The organism is Acinetobacter sp. YH12102 (assembly GCF_013419125.1).
In the GTDB taxonomy this organism is placed as follows: Bacteria; Pseudomonadota; Gammaproteobacteria; order Pseudomonadales; family Moraxellaceae; genus Acinetobacter; species Acinetobacter pseudolwoffii.
In genome coordinates, this window is the sequence record NZ_VPAS01000005.1 from 26,888 (window position 1) to 47,922 (window position 21,035).

Annotated in this window: 21 protein-coding genes; 8 read left to right on the top strand and 13 right to left on the bottom strand. The window is 42.4% G+C overall.

Annotation, left to right across the window (positions count from 1 at the left end):
• Positions 1 to 94: 94 nt before the first annotated feature.
• From ispD to FTU42_RS06405, 5 genes are read right to left on the bottom strand one after another with little or no spacing between them, the layout of a single operon-like run.
• Positions 95 to 808 (bottom strand): 2-C-methyl-D-erythritol 4-phosphate cytidylyltransferase, encoded by a 714-nt coding sequence (gene ispD / locus FTU42_RS06385; protein ID WP_180072845.1) that lies wholly within the window; start codon positions 806 to 808, stop codon positions 95 to 97.
• On the bottom strand, positions 777 to 1,169 hold the full coding sequence (locus FTU42_RS06390; RefSeq protein ID WP_005097092.1) for a septum formation initiator family protein: 393 nt from the start codon (positions 1,167 to 1,169) through the stop codon (positions 777 to 779). Before FTU42_RS06390 ends, ispD begins: the two co-directional genes overlap by 32 nt.
• A 7-nt stretch (positions 1,170 to 1,176) precedes the next feature.
• Positions 1,177 to 2,466: a phosphopyruvate hydratase gene (gene eno, locus FTU42_RS06395; protein ID WP_005097093.1), complete on the bottom strand. Its 1,290-nt coding sequence runs from the start codon at positions 2,464 to 2,466 to the stop codon at positions 1,177 to 1,179.
• 59 nt (positions 2,467 to 2,525) lie between these two features.
• Positions 2,526 to 3,383, bottom strand: a complete 858-nt coding sequence (kdsA, locus tag FTU42_RS06400) for a 3-deoxy-8-phosphooctulonate synthase (protein WP_005106657.1) — start codon at positions 3,381 to 3,383, stop codon at positions 2,526 to 2,528.
• Between the two features lie 31 nt (positions 3,384 to 3,414).
• Positions 3,415 to 5,055: a CTP synthase gene (locus FTU42_RS06405; RefSeq protein ID WP_005097095.1), complete on the bottom strand. Its 1,641-nt coding sequence runs from the start codon at positions 5,053 to 5,055 to the stop codon at positions 3,415 to 3,417.
• Positions 5,056 to 5,281: 226 nt separating this feature from the next.
• Between FTU42_RS06405 and FTU42_RS06410 the strand changes: the two genes are divergently transcribed.
• Complete coding sequence (locus tag FTU42_RS06410) at positions 5,282 to 5,716, top strand: hypothetical protein (protein ID WP_005097096.1); 435 nt, start codon at positions 5,282 to 5,284, stop codon at positions 5,714 to 5,716.
• Positions 5,717 to 5,773: 57 nt separating this feature from the next.
• Here FTU42_RS06410 and FTU42_RS06415 read toward each other — a convergent pair whose 3' ends face one another.
• The 3 genes from FTU42_RS06415 to FTU42_RS06425 form a co-directional block, all read right to left on the bottom strand.
• Complete coding sequence (locus tag FTU42_RS06415; RefSeq protein ID WP_005097097.1) at positions 5,774 to 6,886, bottom strand: YheT family hydrolase; 1,113 nt, start codon at positions 6,884 to 6,886, stop codon at positions 5,774 to 5,776.
• A gap of 69 nt (positions 6,887 to 6,955) precedes the next feature.
• Complete coding sequence (locus FTU42_RS06420; protein WP_005097098.1) at positions 6,956 to 7,366, bottom strand: nuclear transport factor 2 family protein; 411 nt, start codon at positions 7,364 to 7,366, stop codon at positions 6,956 to 6,958.
• Between the two features lie 146 nt (positions 7,367 to 7,512).
• Positions 7,513 to 9,537 (bottom strand): NADPH-dependent 2,4-dienoyl-CoA reductase, encoded by a 2,025-nt coding sequence (locus FTU42_RS06425; RefSeq protein ID WP_005097099.1) that lies wholly within the window; start codon positions 9,535 to 9,537, stop codon positions 7,513 to 7,515.
• Between the two features lie 164 nt (positions 9,538 to 9,701).
• Here FTU42_RS06425 and FTU42_RS06430 point away from each other — a divergent pair, with 164 nt between their 5' ends.
• From FTU42_RS06430 to FTU42_RS06440, 3 genes are read left to right on the top strand one after another with little or no spacing between them, the layout of a single operon-like run.
• Positions 9,702 to 10,238: a PadR family transcriptional regulator gene (locus FTU42_RS06430; protein ID WP_100329579.1), complete on the top strand. Its 537-nt coding sequence runs from the start codon at positions 9,702 to 9,704 to the stop codon at positions 10,236 to 10,238.
• 30 nt (positions 10,239 to 10,268) lie between these two features.
• Positions 10,269 to 11,201, top strand: coding sequence for an alpha/beta fold hydrolase (locus tag FTU42_RS06435; RefSeq protein ID WP_180083183.1), 933 nt, complete (start codon positions 10,269 to 10,271; stop codon positions 11,199 to 11,201).
• A gap of 18 nt (positions 11,202 to 11,219) precedes the next feature.
• Positions 11,220 to 11,918 carry an NAD-dependent deacylase gene (locus FTU42_RS06440; protein ID WP_180083184.1) on the top strand — a complete coding sequence of 233 codons (699 nt, stop codon included), beginning with the start codon at positions 11,220 to 11,222 and terminating at the stop codon, positions 11,916 to 11,918.
• Between the two features lie 160 nt (positions 11,919 to 12,078).
• On the opposite strand, the gene FTU42_RS06445 is transcribed toward FTU42_RS06440, so the two are convergent.
• Positions 12,079 to 12,987 carry a polysaccharide deacetylase family protein gene (locus FTU42_RS06445; RefSeq protein ID WP_180083185.1) on the bottom strand — a complete coding sequence of 303 codons (909 nt, stop codon included), beginning with the start codon at positions 12,985 to 12,987 and terminating at the stop codon, positions 12,079 to 12,081.
• A gap of 310 nt (positions 12,988 to 13,297) precedes the next feature.
• Between FTU42_RS06445 and FTU42_RS06450 the strand changes: the two genes are divergently transcribed.
• Complete coding sequence (locus FTU42_RS06450; protein ID WP_005097107.1) at positions 13,298 to 14,197, top strand: LysR substrate-binding domain-containing protein; 900 nt, start codon at positions 13,298 to 13,300, stop codon at positions 14,195 to 14,197.
• Between the two features lie 232 nt (positions 14,198 to 14,429).
• On the opposite strand, the gene map is transcribed toward FTU42_RS06450, so the two are convergent.
• A complete protein-coding gene (gene map / locus FTU42_RS06455) occupies positions 14,430 to 15,224 on the bottom strand; it encodes a type I methionyl aminopeptidase (protein WP_074383204.1) in 795 nt (264 codons plus the stop codon).
• Positions 15,225 to 15,574: 350 nt separating this feature from the next.
• Between map and brnQ the strand changes: the two genes are divergently transcribed.
• The gene (gene brnQ / locus FTU42_RS06460) at positions 15,575 to 16,861 is read left to right on the top strand and encodes a branched-chain amino acid transport system II carrier protein (protein WP_100535316.1); all 1,287 of its coding nucleotides are present in this window, start codon (positions 15,575 to 15,577) and stop codon (positions 16,859 to 16,861) included.
• A gap of 584 nt (positions 16,862 to 17,445) precedes the next feature.
• Positions 17,446 to 17,664: a hypothetical protein gene (locus FTU42_RS06465; protein WP_005097112.1), complete on the top strand. Its 219-nt coding sequence runs from the start codon at positions 17,446 to 17,448 to the stop codon at positions 17,662 to 17,664.
• 82 nt (positions 17,665 to 17,746) lie between these two features.
• Here the strand turns inward: FTU42_RS06465 and FTU42_RS06470 are convergent, their stop codons facing one another.
• Entirely contained in the window at positions 17,747 to 18,205 is a 459-nt protein-coding gene (locus FTU42_RS06470) for a hypothetical protein (protein WP_005097113.1), read from the bottom strand.
• A gap of 117 nt (positions 18,206 to 18,322) precedes the next feature.
• Between FTU42_RS06470 and FTU42_RS06475 the strand changes: the two genes are divergently transcribed.
• Positions 18,323 to 19,186, top strand: coding sequence for an alpha/beta fold hydrolase (locus FTU42_RS06475; RefSeq protein ID WP_074383206.1), 864 nt, complete (start codon positions 18,323 to 18,325; stop codon positions 19,184 to 19,186).
• 152 nt (positions 19,187 to 19,338) lie between these two features.
• Here FTU42_RS06475 and gltS read toward each other — a convergent pair whose 3' ends face one another.
• Together gltS and FTU42_RS06485 are read right to left on the bottom strand one after the other, a co-directional pair.
• On the bottom strand, positions 19,339 to 20,562 hold the full coding sequence (gene gltS, locus FTU42_RS06480) for a sodium/glutamate symporter (RefSeq protein WP_100357037.1): 1,224 nt from the start codon (positions 20,560 to 20,562) through the stop codon (positions 19,339 to 19,341).
• Between the two features lie 124 nt (positions 20,563 to 20,686).
• Entirely contained in the window at positions 20,687 to 20,908 is a 222-nt protein-coding gene (locus tag FTU42_RS06485; RefSeq protein WP_180083186.1) for a hypothetical protein, read from the bottom strand.
• Positions 20,909 to 21,035: the final 127 nt, after the last annotated feature.

Genomic DNA, 21,035 nt, shown 5'->3' on the forward strand with positions numbered 1-21,035 from the left:
AGAATGATGGCAAAATTATAAGTGAAAGCTATAGGGAATAGATCGCTATAGCCAGATTTATTCTGCTTTTATTCAAATTTTATCGAATATATTTTTAAGCCTGAGCTTGTAAAATCAGCTTGGCCAGTTCCAGATCATCTGGATAGGTAATTTTAATATTATCGGAACGTCCTTGCACCACACTCACCTGCTCACCGATATGTTCCAGTGCGCTGGCTTCATCGGTAATGTTAGCACCATCCTGCAAAGCCTGTTCAATCGCCCGTTTTAATGTGCCCAGCTTGGCCATTTGCGGCGTTTGTGCCTGCCAGAGCATGGAGCGATCCACCGTTTCCTCAATATCAGAACCGGTGACTACACGCTTAAGTGTATCTCGTACCGGAATCGCCAGAATCGCAGCCCGATCCTGTGCAATTGCCGTATTGACCAACTGTTGAAGACAATCCAGACTGACACAAGGGCGTGCCGCATCATGCACCATGACCCAGTCATCTTCAGAGGCCATTGCAGATAAATAATTTAATGCATTCAGCACCGAATTCACTCGCTCTGCGCCGCCCAAACAAAAATGTGCTTTTTCCAGATCGGAAAATGGCAGAGTTTTTGCGACATTGTCCTGTGTACCAATCGCCAATACATAACCAGTCAAAGGCAATTGATTCAGACGTGCAACGGTATGTTCAAGAACAGTTCGTTGTTGAAGCGTCTGATATTGCTTGAGTTCTGTTTTAGAAAAACGGCTACCTGAACCTGCAGCAGGAAGAATGACCCATAATTTACGGGGTATTTGTTGGCTCAGGTGACTCATTGGTTCGCAGATCTACTTTAGAATTTGGATTAAGATAGATGGGTTTATATTGAGTACTGATCGTGCTCATTTGAATAAAAGTTTCACGTGGCTTAATCAGGCCAAGATCTAAACGCGCATGTTCTTCGATGGCTTCAATACCATTCTTTAAATCGTAGACTTCTGCCGCCAGAACGCGATTACGTTCTTTCAGCTCATCATTCAATTCCATTTGCTGCTGGATTTTCTGGGTCAGCTGCTGATGATCATGATAACCACCTTCACCAAACCAGTATAAATATTGAAACCCTGCGATCAAAATGATCGCAAGGCCCAACAGTACTTTACTCGCAGTCGAGTCGAATACATTTAACATTGACATAAGTCGCTTAGTTCAAACCTTTAAACTCAGCTTTACCGCGATATGCAGCATTAGTCAATTCTTCAATACGAAGTAACTGATTATATTTCGCTACACGGTCAGAACGGCAAAGTGAACCGGTTTTGATTTGACCTGCTGCTGTACCGACTGCAAGATCCGCAATGGTTGAATCTTCAGTTTCACCTGAACGGTGTGAAATCACAGTAGAGTAACCATTTTCTTTGGCAAGATAGATCGCATCTAAAGTTTCAGTCAAGGTACCGATCTGGTTATATTTGATCAGGATCGAGTTACCTACTTTTTCGTTGATACCACGTTGCAGGATTTTAGGATTCGTTACGAACAGGTCATCACCTACCAACTGGATCTTGTCGCCAAGAATCGAAGTCAGGTAAGACCAGCCTTCCCAATCCGACTCATCCAAACCATCTTCAATTGAAATAATTGGGTATTGGTTTACAAGGCCAGCCAAATAGTCAGAGAACTGGTTGCTGGTGAACGCTTTGTTGCCTTCGCCCGCAAGAATGTACTGACCATTTTTGTAGAATTCTGAAGATGCACAATCCAGCGCCAGCATAATGTCAGAACCTGCTTTGTAGCCAGTTTGACCAATTGCTTCAAGAATAACCGTGATTGCTTCTTCGTTAGAACGAAGGTTTGGTGCGAAACCACCTTCATCACCCACAGCAGTGTTTAAACCTTTTTTGTTTAAAACTGATTTTAAAGAATGGAAGATTTCAGCGCCAGCGCGTAAAGCTTCAGAGAATGAAGTGAAGCCCACTGGCTCAATCATGAATTCTTGAATATCAACGTTATTGTCTGCATGTGAACCACCATTGATGATGTTCATCATTGGTACAGGCATGGTCAAAATCGAGTTGTTGCGAAGGTCTGCAATATATTGAAAAAGAGGAATTTTCTTTTCATCAGCAGCAGCACGTGCAGCAGCCAAAGATACAGCTAAAGTTGCGTTTGCACCCAGTTTTTCTTTGTTTTCAGTACCGTCTAAAGCAATCATCGTGTTATCGATGTCTTTTTGTTCGAATACAGATTTACCAAGCAAAGCATCACGGATTAAGGTGTTTACATTATTTACCGCAGTTTTAACACCTTTACCTAAGTAACGTGCTTTATCGCCATCACGAAGTTCTAAAGCTTCACGAGAACCAGTTGAAGCACCAGATGGTGCACATGCACGGCCAACTACGCCAGATGCTAAGATTACGTCTGCTTCGATGGTAGGGTTACCACGAGAGTCCAAAATTTCACGTGCACGAATGTCAACGATTTGGCTCATGAACTATTCCTCAGTTGATTAATATGAGCTGCCTTTAGGGCAGCGCAAGAGTGATAAACTCAGTGTGTATCTAACTTTTCGAAACCTTTGACCAAGGTATCCAATTCTTTTAGCTGTGCCAAGAAAGGCTCAAGTTGAGACATGCGCAATGCACATGGGCCATCACACTTGGCTTTCTCTGGATCAGGATGTGCTTCCAGGAACAAACCTGCAAGACCGGTTGCCATACCTGCACGCGCCAATGTGGTAATCTGGGCGCGGCGTCCGCCAGCAGAATCGGCACGGCCACCTGGAGTTTGCAAGGCATGCGTCACATCAAAGAACACAGGCACATTCATTTCTTTCATGATATCGAAGCCCAGCATGTCTACAACCAGATTGTTATAGCCAAATGCTGAACCACGCTCACAAATGATCAGTTTGTCATTTCCTGCTTCCAGACACTTATGCAAAATATGACGCATTTCGTGTGGTGCAAGGAATTGTGCTTTTTTGATGTTGATGATGGCATCGGTTTTTGCCATGGCTTCCACCAGATCCGTCTGACGACTCAAGAAAGCCGGCAGCTGGATAATGTCCGCCACTTCTGCAACAGGCGCCGCCTGGTACGGCTCGTGTACATCAGTGATGATTGGCACATTAAAGTGTTTTTTAATGTCAGCTAACCACTCGAGACCTTTGTCGAGGCCTGGGCCACGGAACGAATTCAAGCTTGAACGGTTGGCTTTATCAAAGCTGGCCTTGAACACATAGGGAATACCCAAACGTGTACAAATATCGACATAAGTCTCAGCGATCTCAAAAGCCAAGTCTTTAGATTCAAGTACATTCATTCCGCCGAATAATACAAATGGCAAATGATTTGCCATTTGTATATCGCCCAAACGTACAATTTCTTGTGGTTTTAATTGCGACATTTAAACTTCCTAGTTGTGTCCTACACACCGATTATTGAGTTTTTTGGTACTGCTTTTTCGCAGCATCAATGAAACCGGCAAATAATGGATGACCTTCACGTGGTGAGCTGGTAAATTCCGGGTGGAATTGTACCGCAATAAACCAAGGATGTTGAGGAATTTCAACTGTTTCTACCAGATGCTGTACCGGTGAATAACCAGAAATCTTCATGCCTTTTTCTTCAAGCAATGGGATATAACGGTTGTTCATTTCGTAACGGTGACGGTGACGCTCAATGATTTCTTCAGAACCATAGATTTCAGCTGTTTTTGTGCCTGCAACCAGTTCAGATTTTTGAGCCCCTAGACGCATGGTGCCACCCAAATCAGAGTCAGCAGAACGTTGCTGAACTTCACCGCGCTCATCTAACCATTCAGTGATCAAGCCAATCAATGGAGATTTGGTCGAACGGTTAAATTCAGTCGACGTTGCATCGCTAATGCCCACAACATTACGTGCATATTCGATTACAGCCAACTGCATACCTAAGCAAATACCAAGGAAAGGTACACCGTTTTCACGTGCGAATTGAATCGCCTGCATTTTGCCTTCAGTACCACGTTCACCAAAACCACCTGGAACCAGAATCGCATCGGCATCTTTCAATACTTCGTTCACGTCCTGGCTTTCAAGTTCTTCTGCATTGACATAGTCAATTTGGACTTTAACGCGGTTTTTCACCCCGGCATGTAAAAGTGCTTCGTTCACAGATTTATACGCATCTGGAAGTTCTACATATTTACCGACCATCGCTACACGAACGGTGTATTCTGGGTTCAATAATGCTTCTACCACGTTATCCCAATCGGTTAAATCCGCTTCAGGAAGGTCGTTATAACCAAAACGTTCGCAGATTAAATCATCAACATTCTGTTCGTAGAAAGTACGTGGAATCTGATAGATCGAACGTGCATCTTTACATACCACAACGGCACGTGCTTCAACGTTGGTAAATAATGCAATTTTACGGATAGTATCTGCATCTACATCGTACTCGGTACGGCAGATGAGAATGTCTGGCTGAATACCAATCGACAGAAGTTCTTTAACAGAGTGCTGTGTTGGTTTGGTTTTTAATTCTGCTGCAGACTTAATGTATGGGAGTAACGTTAAGTGCATTAACATGGTACGTTTATGACCAAGTTCAACCATTAGCTGACGTACAGATTCCATGAATGGGAGAGATTCAATGTCACCTACTGTACCGCCGATCTCTACAATCGCAACATCATAGCCTTCGCCTGCACGCAGGACACGCTCTTTGATATTGTCAGTAATGTGTGGAATAACTTGCACAGTACCACCCAGATAGTCACCACGGCGTTCTTTGTTCAGAACATCTTGGTAAACACGACCTGATGTGAAGTTATTCAGTTTGGTCATTTTCGCACGACGCAAGAAACGTTCGTAGTAACCCAAATCTAAGTCTGTTTCAGCACCGTCTTCTGTAACAAAAACTTCACCATGTTGGAATGGGCTCATCGTCCCTGGATCGACATTAATGTATGGATCCATTTTTACCATGGTCACTTTTAAACCACGAGCTTCTAAAAGTGCAGCAACAGAAGCAGCTGAAATACCTTTACCTAGTGATGAAACTACACCACCAGTAACGAAAATAAAATGGGTCATTGGGTTTCTCGTACAATCGAGCCTAAATCGGCCTGCAATGTTGCGCAATTTTACTTTACCTTGTACCTAGAAAGCAAAGTCAATCCGCATCAATTCAAAGAACAATAAACAATTGACTATTCTAACAGCAATTCCAATAAAAAATTACTGTAAGTTCATATGATTTCTATCTTGTAATTTGCTGCTATAATAGTGTAATCCCCTCCACACTTTTCTGTTTGATGCAATGATGATGAAGAAATTTTTACTCTGTACCGTAATCCTGACTGGCCTGAGCTTGACTGCGTGTGTAAAAAAAGAAGCACCTAAAGAAGAAGAACAAGTTGAGGTTAATCCAGCACCTGAAGTTGTAACGCCTGAACCAGCACAATTTGAACCGCTTGAGCCGGTAGAAGAAGCGGTAATTGAAGAAGTTCCAGAGACAACTGTGGAAATTCAACGTGAACAGACAGCTAACACGACGACTGAAATTCGTCGTGAAGTGAAGAAGCCTGAACCTGTTGAAGCTACACCAGCTCCAACAAGAACGCCGTCAGAAAACAATCCAGCTCCAGAGCCTTCAAAACCTGCAGCAACGCCTAAATCAAACTCTGATTCAAACAAATCTGAAGAAGACGCTGTGGCTGATGCCATTGCAGCAGCGATGCCAGCGCTTGATTAATCAAGAGAATTCATCAAAAAAACCCAGCTTTTGCTGGGTTTTTTTTATTACTCTTTTTTAAGCAGATGTCGGTGCAGAATTACGAGACAAGTGCATCAAATAGTCTGCCATTAATCGCGTAGCCCACGATTCTGTTTGCATCAGACCTTGATAAAATCCGCAATGACTGCCTTTTTTGGTGGTAATCACCATGATATTCGACATTGCCCGAATTTTTTCTTTATAAGGTTCCAGATTCTGGATATGACACACCGGATCATCTTCCGCATTTAAAATCATTAATGGAACTTTAATGTTTTCAAATACATAAATTGGATTCGTGGCCTTACTATAACTCTCATAGTCTGAAAAACCGGCCAGTTGATAATAACGCTGTTCAAACTCCGATAAGTCTTTTACCTCCAGCAATTGCTTCCAGGAAGGATAAATTTGCCAGGTTTCCTGATAAGGATGAATAAAGCGTTTGATTAGTTTTTTGGCCATGACTTTGCTATAAAACGGATGTACATGGGCAAATCCAGTTTCGGTGTTATAGCCTGGACATAAGGCAAAAGCCGCTTTTAACGGTGTTTGTGATCCCTCTTCTCCGAGATAACGCACCAGCAAGCCTGTACCCGCAGAAGATCCGACCCCATACAGCTCAGACTGAGGAAATCTATCCTGTATATACAGCAGTTGTTCACGTAGATCTTGGGTCGAGCCGAACAGGTTCATTTTAGCTACAGGCATGGGCAGGTCTGCATGCCCACGGCGCAAACACAAGGCCACTCGCCAACCGGTATGTTTATGCAGATCCTGTACCAGTTCACGCATCGACTCTGGAGAGCCGGTGATGGTATGTAATAAGACAATGGTCGGTGTATTTGCTGGCAAATCCAGCCCATACCAGGCAATACCGGTAATCCCGCCATCCGACATTTTTAGCTGTTCAAGTACATCATATTTAAGTTTAATCGTATGTTTTTTAATAAGATCCAAATATAGAATATGTGCGTGTGCATTGGCTAACCACGGCGTAGGACGATATTTTTGTTGCAGCTGCGGTAAGCGTTCAATGAGTCCTGAAAAAACACCATTTGGATGGTAATACAGGGTCGGTTCATCTGCGCCACTGAAGCGATCCAGATATTCACTGGACAGCTGACCCAATTTTTTAAGCAACATTTTCATCTGTCATCCTCTCTAGTTCGACTAGCTGTGATTTACAAACTTCATGCCGACTTGAATCAATAATTCGAATTAAGTTTTAACTTGGAATGACTGCATCCGTTGGCCCATTTGTACCGCTAAGGCTTCAAGTCCAGACTTAGGCCGGATCATCACTTCAAAATCAATGATCTGACCTTCTTCATTAAACTGAATCATGTCAACTCCCTTGAGTTTTTTATCGCTTACCTGAGCAGAAAACTCAAGTACGACATTGTTACCATCTTCACTTATAAATTCACGGTGATAAGTGAAGTTTTCAAAGACTTGGATCACATTGCTCAGAATAAAAAAGACCACCTGTTTGCCAGGATAAGGATGAAAAGCCACAGGTGAGCGAAATACAACATCCTCAGCAAGTAACTCATTCAAGATCGACATATCGCGGGTTGCTAACATCTCGTGCCAACGATCAATGGATTTTTTTGTAGTTTCGATGCTCATTTGAGGTTCCTTTTTTGTTTTGATATTTTAAATACAGAGCGCTCCCCCTTTATTAAAGGTGAGAAGTACTGCTTCACAAGGGAGATTCTTTCTTATAAATCCTCTCCTTTAATAAAGGAGAGGAAAAAAAGCAGGTTTTAATATTTTTAGATCACCGCTGCCAATTCAGCCCCCTGACGAATGGCACGTTTAGCATCTAACTCACCCGCTTCTTTGGCGCCACCAATCAGGTGTACACTTTTACCAGCAGATTTTAACTCATCAAACATGGCGGTATAAGATTCCTGACCAGCACAAATAATGACATTATCCACTTCCAACACCATTTGCTTATCATTGACGGTGATATGCAAGCCCTGATCATCAATCCTGTCATAGCTGGCACCCGCAATCATTTTCACGTCACGATGTTTAAGCCCTGTGCGGTGAATCCAGCCCGTGGTTTTACCCAGACTAGAACCCACAGAAGCAGCTTTTCGTTGCAATAAGTAAATTTCACGGGATGATTTTTCCAGAACTGGAGTTTTTAAACCACCGACCTGATCATATTTGGTATCGATGCCCCATTCATCATAGAATTTTTCTGGATTGATACTGCCACTTTCCCCTTCATGGCTCAGAAGTTCCGCGGTATCAAAACCAATACCCCCCGCACCAATAATCGCCACACGCTGTCCCACAGCTTTACGCTCTTTTAACACCTCGAGATAAGATAAGACTTTTGGATGATCAATCCCCGGAATATCCAGTTGACGCGGGGTTACCCCTGTTGCCACGACAATCTCATCAAATGCTGACGCTTCAAGTTCTGCAAAACTGGCAGTATGATTTAACTTTAACTTGATGCGTGGCTGCAACTCGATTTGACGTTTAAAGTAGCGCAAGGTTTCATAAAATTCTTCCTTGCCCGGAATGGTTTTGGCAATATTAAATTGTCCCCCAATCTGTGCAGCCGCATCAAATACCGTGACCTGATGACCACGATTCGCTGCATAGACTGCAAAACTTAAACCGGCAGGACCTGCCCCAATCACGGCAATATTTTTCGCTTCGCCAACATCTTTGAAGATGAGTTCGGTTTCATAACAGGCCCGTGGATTGACCAGACAGGTGGCAATTTTCATCGAGAAGATATGATCCAGACAGGCCTGATTACAACCGATACACGTATTGATCTCATCGCTGCGACCCTGTTCCGCTTTAAGCACAAACTCAGAGTCAGCCAGCATTGGACGTGCCATGGAAATCATATCGGCATCACCAGAAGCCAGTACATACTCAGCCATCTCAGGTGTATTGATGCGGTTAGAAGTAATGAGAGGAACTTTTACCAGACCTTTGAGCTTACGGGTAACCCAGGTAAAGGCTGCACGAGGAACCTTGGTGGCAATTGTCGGAATACGTGCTTCATGCCAGCCGATGCCGGTATTGATAATCGTGGCACCGGCTTTTTCAATGGCTTTAGCCAGTTGTACTACTTCATCTAAAGTTGAGCCACCTTCCACCAGATCCAGCATAGACAGACGATAAATAATAATAAAGTTTTCACCGACCATTTCACGGGTACGGCGCACGATCTCGATCGGGAAACGAATGCGGTTTTCATAGCTGCCGCCCCATTCATCATCACGATGATTGGTTCGCGCTGCAATAAACTCGTTAATCAAATAACCCTCTGAGCCCATAATTTCTACGCCATCATAACCGGCATACTGCGCCAGCTTGGCACAATTGGCGAAGTCATCAATAGTTTGCTGAACCTCAGCTGAACTCAAGGCATGCGGCTTGACCGGGTTAATGGGTGCCTGAATCGGAGAGGGTGCAACATTTTCTGCCTGATAGGAATAACGGCCCGTGTGCAAAATTTGCAGGGCAATTTTCCCGCCTGCATCATGCACCGCTTGGGTAATCACTTTATGCTTTTCAGCTTCTTCGACACTGTCAAGCTTGGAGCCGCCCTGAAACGTCACCCCATGATCATTGGGTGAAATACCACCCGTCACGATTAAGGCCACGCCACCTTTGGCACGCTCTGCATAAAAAGCTGCCATCCGCTCATATCCGCCGGGTGCTTCTTCAAGCCCCACGTGCATTGACCCCATCAGCACCCGGTTTTTGAGTGTGGTAAACCCTAAATCAAGCGGGGCAAGTAAATTCGGATATTTAGACATTTTAACTCCTTAGCGTGCTGATGTGCTGGCTATTTTTATTCAGCTGATCAGATATTGCATTTATCGATCAGAATTATGCAACTTGTTGCACTAATATATAAATCAGAATTGATTTTTATGCAACATGTTGCATAATAATCCCGAGTCATTTTTTTGAGACGTTTATGTCTTTATCGCATGTGCTACTGACCAGCCTGATTGAAAAACCCAGTACCGGAATAGAACTGGCGCGGCGCTTTGACCGCTCAATGGGATTCTTCTGGAATGCGACCCACCAGCAAATCTATCGAGAGCTAAATGCCATGTCAAAACAGGGCTGGATTTCAACACTCGAAGAAGAAGATGCACATTCACGTAAAAAAACCTATCAGGTTGAACTGCCCGGTCGTGAAGAATTGGCTCACTGGATGATACAGCAAAGTCCACCGGCACAGTTGCGCGAAGAATTGATGGTACGCTTACGTGCCGAAGCGCAGCTTGGTGGCAACAACACATTAGCGGAACTGGAACGGCATTTAGTCCTGCACAAAGAAAAACTCAACACCTATCAGCAAATTTTTGCCAAAGACTTTGCCCAAGCTGATGAAAATGATCGCACCCTGTATATTCATAAAATGATTTTACAACTCGGCATTGATCAAGAACTTGGCTGGATTCACTGGCTGGAAACCGTTATTCCGCGACTCAAACAGTTTAAATAAACGATCGGGATAAAAATAAGGAGAATATTCATGCCCTTTTATCGCATGCCAGACGGCGAACAGCTGTTTGTACGTGAATACGGTCAGGGTCAACCGGTTTTAGTGTTGTCTGGTCTGGGCATGTTGAGCTGGCAATGGGCGGCCTTTTTATATCCGCATAAAAACAGGTTTCGTTTTATTATTCCAGAATGGCGTGGTTTCGGTGCATCCAAAGACTGTAAAATTCCAGCAAATCTGGATGCAATTAACTGTCATTGGCAGGATGTGCGCTCAGTGGTAGATCAGCTCAAGTTCGATCGAGTCATAGTCATTGCCTACTCTATGGGGGCAACCACACTTATGCATGGTCTGCACTCTGATCATTTCGCTAAACGGATCACGGCTTATTTGCATATTGATCAGACACCCAAAATACCGGTAGATGATACTTGGGCTTTTGGTCTGTTTGGATCAAAACATGACGAATTTAGGGAGATTTTGCAGCAACTGTCTGTTCTCCTCGCTGCACATCCGCAAATTCAATTTATTCGCGATCTAGATCAAACGGTACGCCAACAGATTGGCGCATTGTGGCTGCGCTTTATCCAGCTGCAAAACAGTCATCCCTATAGTCTTAAAGTATTTGAGTTTTTACTGCATCAACCTCGCTTTCAAAGTTTATTACTGCCATCCAGCCGTATGGACTATATGGCGTGGTATATCAACAATTATCTGTATCATCGAGAAGATTACCGTGAAGCATTAACCAAACTTCAATGTCCGGTGACTTTCTTTAGCGGCGCGCAATCCCGGCTCTATCCTTTTGAAGGACAGCGCCTGATTGCAGAAAGCCTGCCTCAAGCCAAACAGGTGATTTTTAAAAAATCCGGTCATACGCCCTTGCTGACTGAACCGCTAAAATTTTCCAGAGAACTCGGTGTCTTCTTGAAAGAGAATTCACAATCGAGTACTTCGGCAGTTTAAATATTCAGGAGAAAAATAATGAACAAACTGGTGGTCTTTTCAGGTGCGGGTATGAGCGCAGAAAGTGGCATCAATACCTTCCGTGACAGCGATGGTCTTTGGGAACAGTATCGGATTGAAGATGTCGCCACTCCACAGGCCTGGGCCAGAGATCCGCAACTGGTACAGCGCTTTTACAATGCACGCCGAAAAAATATTCTGGAGGCAGAGCCAAATACTGCACATCTCCAGATTGCGCAACTGCAACAAGATTATGATGTGCATGTCATTACCCAGAATATCGATGATCTGCATGAACGTGCCGGCAGCAGCAAAGTGATTCATCTTCATGGCAATATCCGACTGGCTAAAACCTCAGGTCCAGATGCACAAAGTACGACCCGATTCTATCCGGTTGAAGAAACTGAATTAGATTTAAACAAGCACTTTTGCACAGCAGGTTATCCACTGCGTCCACACGTGGTCTGGTTTGGCGAAGCCGTTCCTGCCTATGCAGAAGCCCAAAGTTGTGTACAAGATGCCGATATTTTTGTGGTGATTGGCACCAGTCTGCAAGTTTATCCAGTGGCGGGATTGATTCATGACATTCCGGTATCTTGCCAGGCCTATTATATTGACCCCAGAGCAGACCAACAACAATTGCCGGTACAATTTCACAAGATCACCCAAACGGCTACTGACGGTGTGCAACAGTTGATTCAGCTCCTAGAAAAATAATTTCATCACAAGACATATGCTGTGTCATGTTCGATGATGATTATTCAGGTATTTAGAAAACGTAGCGACACTTAATCATATTGGTTACAGCCTAAATACTATCTAACTCTTACTGTCTATAGCATACACCTCGTGATTTTCTAAAGTGAAATAGCCGTATCTAAGGCGCCACACTTAAACCAAATTTTTTCAAATTTGGATATTCATAGGGGGCATCTTCAGCTGGATAACGTAATGACTCGAGCCCATAAATTTGTGCAATATTCCATAAAATACTTTCACCCGCAGGTAGAGTTTGTGGCTGAATTTTATAAATTGAATCCTGATAAGCGCTATCACTATCAACAAATTTCCAGCCCTGTTGCTTAAACAAATCAATAATGTCTTCTAGCCAAGCCGCATTAATGGCTCTTACATGAAGTAAAAGCACATGCTTGGGGGAACGTCCTAATGTTTGTTGTGCTAAATTATCGTAATACTGTGCTCGATCAAGCAAATGAAACAGATAGGCTTGTTTTAATTTATTCAGGTTTTCTTGATCTTGTGCTTGCTGATACTGCAAAAACAGTTGATTGTAATACCAATCACTCGCATCGATGCTAACAGTTCCCGATTGATAATGATGGGTTATCAGCCATTGTCGTACTCCTTCCCTTTTTTCTAGCGTATTTCCCTCTTTAAGAAATGGAAATCGGTAACGTGGTACAAATCCGGGTAATGTAGAAAATATTTGATGTCCTTGCTCTATGTCTTTTAAATAATTTTTCAAGCTAATGTCATCTTTATTTAGGTTAAGATGTAAATTTCCATGATTGCCTATTCGATGCCCCTGTTTCCCCCACTCTGAAATCATCTGCAACCCTTTTTCTGTGCTAATTTTACTGACGCTTGGATAGACAATAGCCAAAATTCGCTTTTGTTTTAGGGTATTTAGAATGTCATTATTGATATGACAAGCATCTGGGTTATTGGCTGGGTCTAGTCCATCATCGAAACTGAAGGCGATCTGTTGAGCAAAAGCCACATGAGAAACACAGAGACATAGGCTTAAGACAATTTTTTTAATCATAAATGAGTGCTAGAGCTTAGAAAATAAATACCTTTTAACCTAATAATTATTCAAACTGATTGAACTTTACATCGACGGCTAATACGAAATTTATTTATTATCTAAGCTTATATATTGAATGGCAATTTTTTTAATGAATCACCACTTAGCTGTGGTGTAATGAGATTCCAGACATTATAAATGAGCGCCTATGTATCACATTATCGAGTGTGTTGGCTTTTAAATTTTAGTAACTTCAATATTTTTTTAATTGACAGAACGTAACAATCAATTTTTAATCAGCAGATTGTTGCATAAATGGAATTTTGGAATGCTGACTGATCTTGATGATTTTTACTGCTTTGCACAGGTGGTGGAACATGGCGGCTTTAGCGCAGCCGAACGTGCAACAGACATCCCTAAATCCAAGCTTAGCCGTCGTGTCCATAACTTGGAAGAACGTCTAGGTGTCCGCCTGATTCAACGCAGCTCGCGTCATTTTGCGGTCACCGATATTGGCATGAACGTTTACCGCCATGCACAAGTCATGTTAAATGCAGCACAGGCAGCACATGATCTGGTCGATCATCTTAGTACCGAACCGCGTGGTACGATTAAAGTCAGTTTGCCGGTTTTAATTGCCCAGAATGAAATCGCCAAAATCCTGCCAAACTTCCTCAAGCAATATCCAGAAATTAAAGTTCAGATGATGATCACCAATCGCCGGGTCGATATCATTAATGAAGGCTGTGATCTGGCACTGCGGGTACGCTCCAATCTGGATGACGATCCGAATCTGGTCATCCGTCAGTTTGAAAAAATTGAACAGCATCTGTTTGCAAGTCAAGGTTATCTCAATCAGTTTGGTGAGCTAAAAACCCCCGAGCAACTGGCTGAACATAAGATTCTGACTATGGCAGAAGATCATACCGAACAATTTCTGACCTTACAAAACGAGCAGCAAGAACAAAAGAAAATTCGGGTCAGTCCAACTGTATTGGGTTCAGACCTCAATATGTTGGCGCAACTTGCGGCTTCAAGCTGCGGGGTGACCTTATTGCCAGATAACGTGGTAGAGCAGTATGTGGCACGTGGCGAACTGGTACGGGTTTTACCTGACTGGAAAGCACCGCATGGTATTTTTCATGCGGTTTATCCCTCACGTCGCGGTCTGCTGCCTGCAGTCCGGGTATTTATTGACTATCTGGTCGCAGAATTAAACCATAGCTAATAAAAATATGGACAAAAAAATAGCTCATTCTTGGGGAAAAATGAGCTAGAGAAACAGGTCACTACAGCACAGTGAATAAAAAAGGAAACTTTGTAACTGATTCTCAGTCTAACCAGACTTCTATTTTCAAACCATTGTTTTGCTGTAGTGTTTTGTATATTTTTGTCAGCAAAAACGATGAACTTGTAAATTTGGCAAGTCAAAAGTTTTTAACAGAAATCCCGTCAAAATTTTAAATTTCCGGATAATCACCCGTGCCTTCAGGCCATGGAGAGAGTAATTCAAATCCGGTTTCGGTCACATAAACCATATGTTCCCATTGTGCAGACCACGATTTATCCGTGGTAACCACAGTCCAGCCATCTTTTAGTTCTTTGACACGAGCTTTACCCATATTTACCATCGGCTCAATGGTAAAGACCATACCCGGCACCAGCTTGATGCCTTGACCCGGCTGTCCATAATGCAGAATATTCGGTTGTTCGTGATAAACCTTGCCGATGCCATGACCGCAATACTCACGCACAATCGAATAGCCTTCACGCTGTGCAACGGTTTGAATTGCATAACCAATATCGCCTAAGGTAGCTCCCGGCTTCACTGCATGAATCCCGGCCAGCATCGCTGCATAGGTGGTATTGACCAGACGTCTGGCTTCTGGAGATGGCGTTCCCACATAATACATCCGGCTGGTATCACCGAAATAACCATCTTTGATGATCGCCACATCAATATTGATAATATCACCATCCTGCAACACGGTTTTTGAGGATGGAATACCGTGACAGACTACTTCATTCGGCGAAATGCAGGTGGTCTTGGTATAACCATAATAGCCAATATTGGCCGGTGTTACTTTTAGAGTATTGATAATAAAATCATGACAGAGATCATCCAGATATTCGGTCGTGACACCTGGCTTGACATGCTCCCCGATCATCGCTAAAACTTCTGCGGCCAAACGCCCAGATATCCGCAGTTTTTCAACATCTTGCTCAGTTTTAAGACTAATCGCTGGAGCTCGCATATACCTATCCTCACTATGAATATCTGAATTATAGTCCCTTTTTTGTTACATATGTCACAGTTAGTGGATTTCATCACCGCAATTTTTCTGGAAATCAGAATTTCAACTGTTGCTTATTCATACAAAAAATAATCTGAGAATTTTAAAGAAAATTCAGATCAATCCATACAGTGGGCTTAGATCATCTATTTTTTAGCTGATTATCAATCAGATATTTCTACCAAAATTTGAATGAATGGTTATCTGAGCAGCAAAATCAATAGATTCAAGGTCTGCAGCCTTAAAATAAGCTCCAAAAAGATGGACATATACACTAAAATCGCTTTCTTTTGGTCGATTGATCTCCCTTTATGACAAGTCTGCGTACCCGGGATATTGTCGCCCTAGGTTTTATGACCTTTGCACTGTTTATTGGTGCGGGCAACATTATCTTCCCCCCGATTGTGGCTCAACAAGCTGGTGAACATGTATGGCTCGCTGCTTTAGGTTTCCTTATTACTGCAGTCGGCTTACCTGTAATTACCATTATTGCGTTGTCGCGCGTTGAAGGCTCCATTCAGGCACTAAGCTCGCCACTTGGTAAAGCAGCCAGTATTTTACTGACTGTGGTGTGTTACTTAGCTGTTGGCCCTTTATTTGCAACACCGCGTACTGCAACCGTTTCTTATGAAATTGGTTTTTCTTCTTACTTTGGTGATGAATCGAGCAGCCTGCTCATGTACAGCATCATCTATTTTTCTATAGTCACTGTGGTGTCTTTATATCCAAACAAGATTCTGGATACAGTTGGCTATTTCCTGTCACCGCTTAAAATTATTTCTTTGATCATTTTGGGTGTGGCAGCCGTAATGATTCCTGCCAGCAATCCACCGGCAGCGATCAATAATTATGTTACCAGTCCGGTGACTGAAGGCATCGTCAATGGTTATTTGACCATGGACACTTTAGGTGCTTTGGTTTTCGGGATCGTGATTGTGAAAGCGATTACTTCACGTGGTGTAACCGATAAAAAACTGATTACCAAATATGCGGTGAATGCCGGCATTATTTCTGGTATTGGTTTAACTCTGGTGTATTTAAGTCTGTTTAAACTCGGACTCGGTAGCCACGAAATTGCACCGAACGCAGCCAATGGTGCCATTATCCTGCATGCCTATGTACAACATGCCTTTGGTGATATGGGTGCTTACTTCCTGTCCGGCATGATTTTTATTGCCTGTATGGTGACTGCGATTGGCCTGACCTGCGCCTGTGCCGAATATTTCTCCAGTTTGACTAAAATTCCATACAAGATTTTTGTATTTATTCTGGTCGGTTTCTCACTGATTATTTCAAATCTGGGTTTAACCAAACTGATTGCCGTTTCGGTGCCCGTATTGAGCGCGATTTATCCACCTGCAATTAGTGTGATTTTATTGAGCTTCTGCGCTAGCTTCTTCAAAAAACCGTCTCATGTGATTGCACCAGTGACGCTAGTGGCATTTATCTTCGGTATTTTTGATGGAATAAAAGTTGCTGGTTTTGAGTTGCCTGCCGTACTACAAAATTTGCCGCTCTCAGAACAGAATCTGGCCTGGTTTATTCCATCCATGATTGTATTGCTAATTGCAGCTGTGATTGACCGTATTAGAAACTAATCTTTCTAGGCTGTCTGATAAAGATCGTATTTTTACCCAAAATCCGGTTTTAGCGTGATCAATAATTGTCAGGTTTTACCAAAACGGACTTTTATTGCTTCTTACAGACAATATCAAATCATCGCTGTGTGTCTATTTACTCGTGCTTTTTCCAGAAAGTGTGATTCATAATCAGGCTCGAATGATCCTATTTTTAATATAAATATAAATAACTTTTTGAATTTTAGCTTTTAGATACCTGTTGTTGCTGACTTAAACCATCTTGCCCTCTGACTTATACACAGTCTTACATTCTATTGATTAACACTACATATCTTTGGCGTAGAATTTGCATTTTCTATCTGCTCACATCAAACAATTGCTAGCTATTGTTTTCATGACGATATGGAGGTGTAATCTGAATATATAATGCTTTACTAATCAATTGATTATGCATTTTTACGACTAAAGAAGGCCATTTTGACCTTGAAAGTGCAGCCCGATGGTTGCAAAGGCTGATATTAAACAGTACAACTGTATGTTCAATTCTGACTAACTTAATCTGCTTTAGTCTTCAATAACATAAATAAATGGGAGGGATGGAGATGTTATCATTACATTTCAACAAGCAAGTCTTCATTGACGCTCTTAAAGCCAACGACACCAATCTGGTGACATTTATATGCACCACTTTTGCACTTATGCTGACTTTAACCGTCCATTGCTTAATTCAAGGTAATTTAAAACTTGAATACTTTGGTTATGCGCTGATCGTCTCAGCTGCTTTCTTCCTGTGGGCTGCCATAGACCAGAAATACCGATAATCAAATTTTAAATTAGCCCAGATGGATGATGTGGCCAGTCATCCATCTGGTAAAAAAACCAAAATATTACTTTTAAGAATAATTAAAATAGCCCACCAAATGCGCCATAGAGTAAAATCCCCGTTCCTCCAAGTTCTGCAATAATTAATCCCAGCATTGCCAAGCTCATCAGACTGCCAGGTAGATGAAACCGACCCAGTTGATGCGGTTGCTTAAACTGATTGGTGGTATCTTGCAGGAAACCATGCAGCATATAAGCTGCAATCGAAAAACTAAAAAATACGATATTCACCAGTACGCAGATCAAATTCATGGCACTGGATAAATCGGAATAATATGCCAGAACTGCCAGAATTAGCGTCGCTGGTGCATATAGCAGACTGCTACGATGGGCAATATCGACATAATAATGTGCGCGTGACTGTGGTGATTGACGGATCTGCCAATACTTCCAGACCCCGGTAAACATCCCAATCCACAAGAATATTCCACTAAAAATAATGGCGATTTTAACGGCCAGTGCAAGTTCCATTGATAGCATAAGCTCATTCCATATCTATTATTTTACTGACTTTTAAGTCATGCTTTGCGCAAGCATCCCTTCAAAAACTGTATAAAGTTAAAGCTTCATCAGGAAGCTAAAATCATAGTGTATCGTATGTCTGAATTTGAAACATTGACTCTACAGTGCCAGGATGGCTATCACTTAAGTGCACGCTTTTATGCGGCTTCTTCAGAATCTGAAAAACGTCCGGTATTGGTCTGTCCTGCCACAGGTATTACCCAACAGTTTTATCATCATTTCTGCATCTGGTTGCAAGCTCAGGGCTATGCGGTACTGGTCTTTGACTTTCGGGGAATTGGTGAGTCACTCGCAGGCCCTTTAAAACAGTCCAAAGCGAGCATTGTGCAATGGGGTCAACTGGATATTCCCGCCGCGATTGATGCTTTATTAGCACGTACTCATGCAGAAAAAGTGATTTTGCTGGGGCATAGTGCTGGTGGTCAGCTTCTGGGGATCGTACCGAATTATGACAAAGTTGCAAAAGTGGTGGCTGTTGCTGGCTCAACCGGACATATCAAAGGACTTAAAGGTAAAACCAAACTGCTGGCGCCGGTCATGTTCAATCTCATTTTCCCACTGGCCCGTATGAGCAAAGGATATGCTCCAACTCAAGCGATTGGCATGGGCGAAAATCTGCCTAAAGATGTGGCGCGTGAATGGGCACAGTTCTGTAGCAAACCGGGCTATGTCATGAATGCAATGGGTAAAACCCTATTACCACGCTCAGATTTTCATGCTCAAATCACCTGCCCGATTATTTCGATCTGGTCATCGGATGATGAAATTGCAACAGAAGCAAATGTAAAAGATTTACTGCGTTTATACCCCAATGCAGACACTCAGATGATTGAGCTTCAACCTAAAAGATATGCGCATAAAGCCATTGGCCATATGCTGATGTTTAAAAAATCACATCAAAACTTATGGCCGGTGATTGAACAACAATTGACGGTTTAAATCAGATTTAGATGGTTATTTGCAAGCTGCTATGTTCTAATACACTCAGTTTGAGATGAGCCTCTTACAGTATATGGGCTTGACCTATATACGACTAGCCCCTAACCATGGGGCTTTTTATTGCATGTATGATTTTAAAAACGTATTAACATTTAGCCGAAAAATGCAATGATGCTTTGGATCACCACAGCATTCACAATATCAATAAAAAATGCACCACACAGCGGTACAATTAAAAAAGCTTTATGTGATGGACCATAGCTATTGGTCACCGCCTGAATATTGGCAATCGCTGTCGGTGTTGCCCCCATACCAAAACCACAATGCCCTGCCACTAATACTGCTGCATCGTAATTTTTGCCCATGATTCTAAAGGTCACAATTGCGGTAAATAAAATCAATACCGCTGTCTGCGCCAATAAAATGGTAATGAGCGGACCTGCCAAATCTGCCAGTAACCAGAGTTGCAGTGATAGTAAAGCCATAGATAAATACAGGGATAAAGACGCATTGCCAAATACATCGATTGCACGGTCGAAGATATCGACTTTCAGCACATGCTCCAAGACATTACGCACAATCACACCTGTGCCTAAAGCCCATACAAAAGTGGGCAATTCAAACCATCTTCCCTGGCTGAAGTCTGTCATCTGATTGGCGACAAAAATACACAGGGCAAACATCCCCAAAGTCGACACGGCATTACTGGATGTAATCAATCGGGTTTTCTTTGGATACTCAAAGGGTGCGGTGTTAATGTGCGATTCGAGCTGTTGTTCATTGGTCTCTTGTGCTACCGTATCAGCCAGTTGGTTGCGTTTAATCAGGAACTTGGCAACTGGACCGCCTACAAGTCCACCAATAATCAAGCCAAATGTGGCACTTGCCATACCGAGAACAACTGCTCCCTGGATTCCATATTGAGTCTCCAGAACCTCGCCCCAGGCACCGGCGGTACCATGACCACCCGTTAAGGTGACAGAACCAACAATCAACCCGATCAATGGGTCAAGTCCAAGCACTGTGGCTAAACTCATACCAACCGCATTTTGCACGACTACAAATAAAATGACACAGACCAGAAAGATCAGGAGCGATTTTCCGCCTTCTTTCAGTTTCAAAAAGTCTGCACTTAAGCCAACAGAAGTAAAGAACATCAGCATCAGGATGGTTTGAATCTGTGCGTCAAATGTGGCACTGATATTAAACAATTTATAGAAAATAAAGGCCGTAATCGCTGCGACTAAACCACCGATTACAGGTTCAGGTAAGTTATAGTTCCTAAAGAAGCTAATTTTACTAACAAGATACCGCCCAATAAAAAGAAAAAAAACAGCAATTACTAGAGTGCCAAAGGCATCTATTTCATAAGTCATAACATTCCCTATTGGCTTTATTTTCATACAGTTTTGGGAAAGAGAGATGAAAAATCAATCACAGAAATGTAATGCAAGTTACTGTTTCTAATAATTGTTTAATTTATAGCCTGAATAGACGCAATTAACGTGATGGAATATCATAAACCCAATTTCGTGCCTGTTTGTCTGTGGTCGTTTCACAAACATAATAGTCGTGATCCCATGAATCAGGATGGAAGATTTCCTTTTTGGTATAAGTGACATTTTTGCCTTTTTCGACACAGATAAAACTGTCACCTTGGTCTTTGACTTGGGTTCCATTGAGGAAACCACCAATACAGAGGAATCGAGATTGTTTAGGCATGTTTTAGGTCAACTTGCTAAATCATTTTTCAATGTGGGGATTAAACGATTTATTGGATAAAGTGTAAAGCATTACCAATAAAAGTTTTTCAATATTGGACATACTCAAAAATTTAATTCTGAAGTTG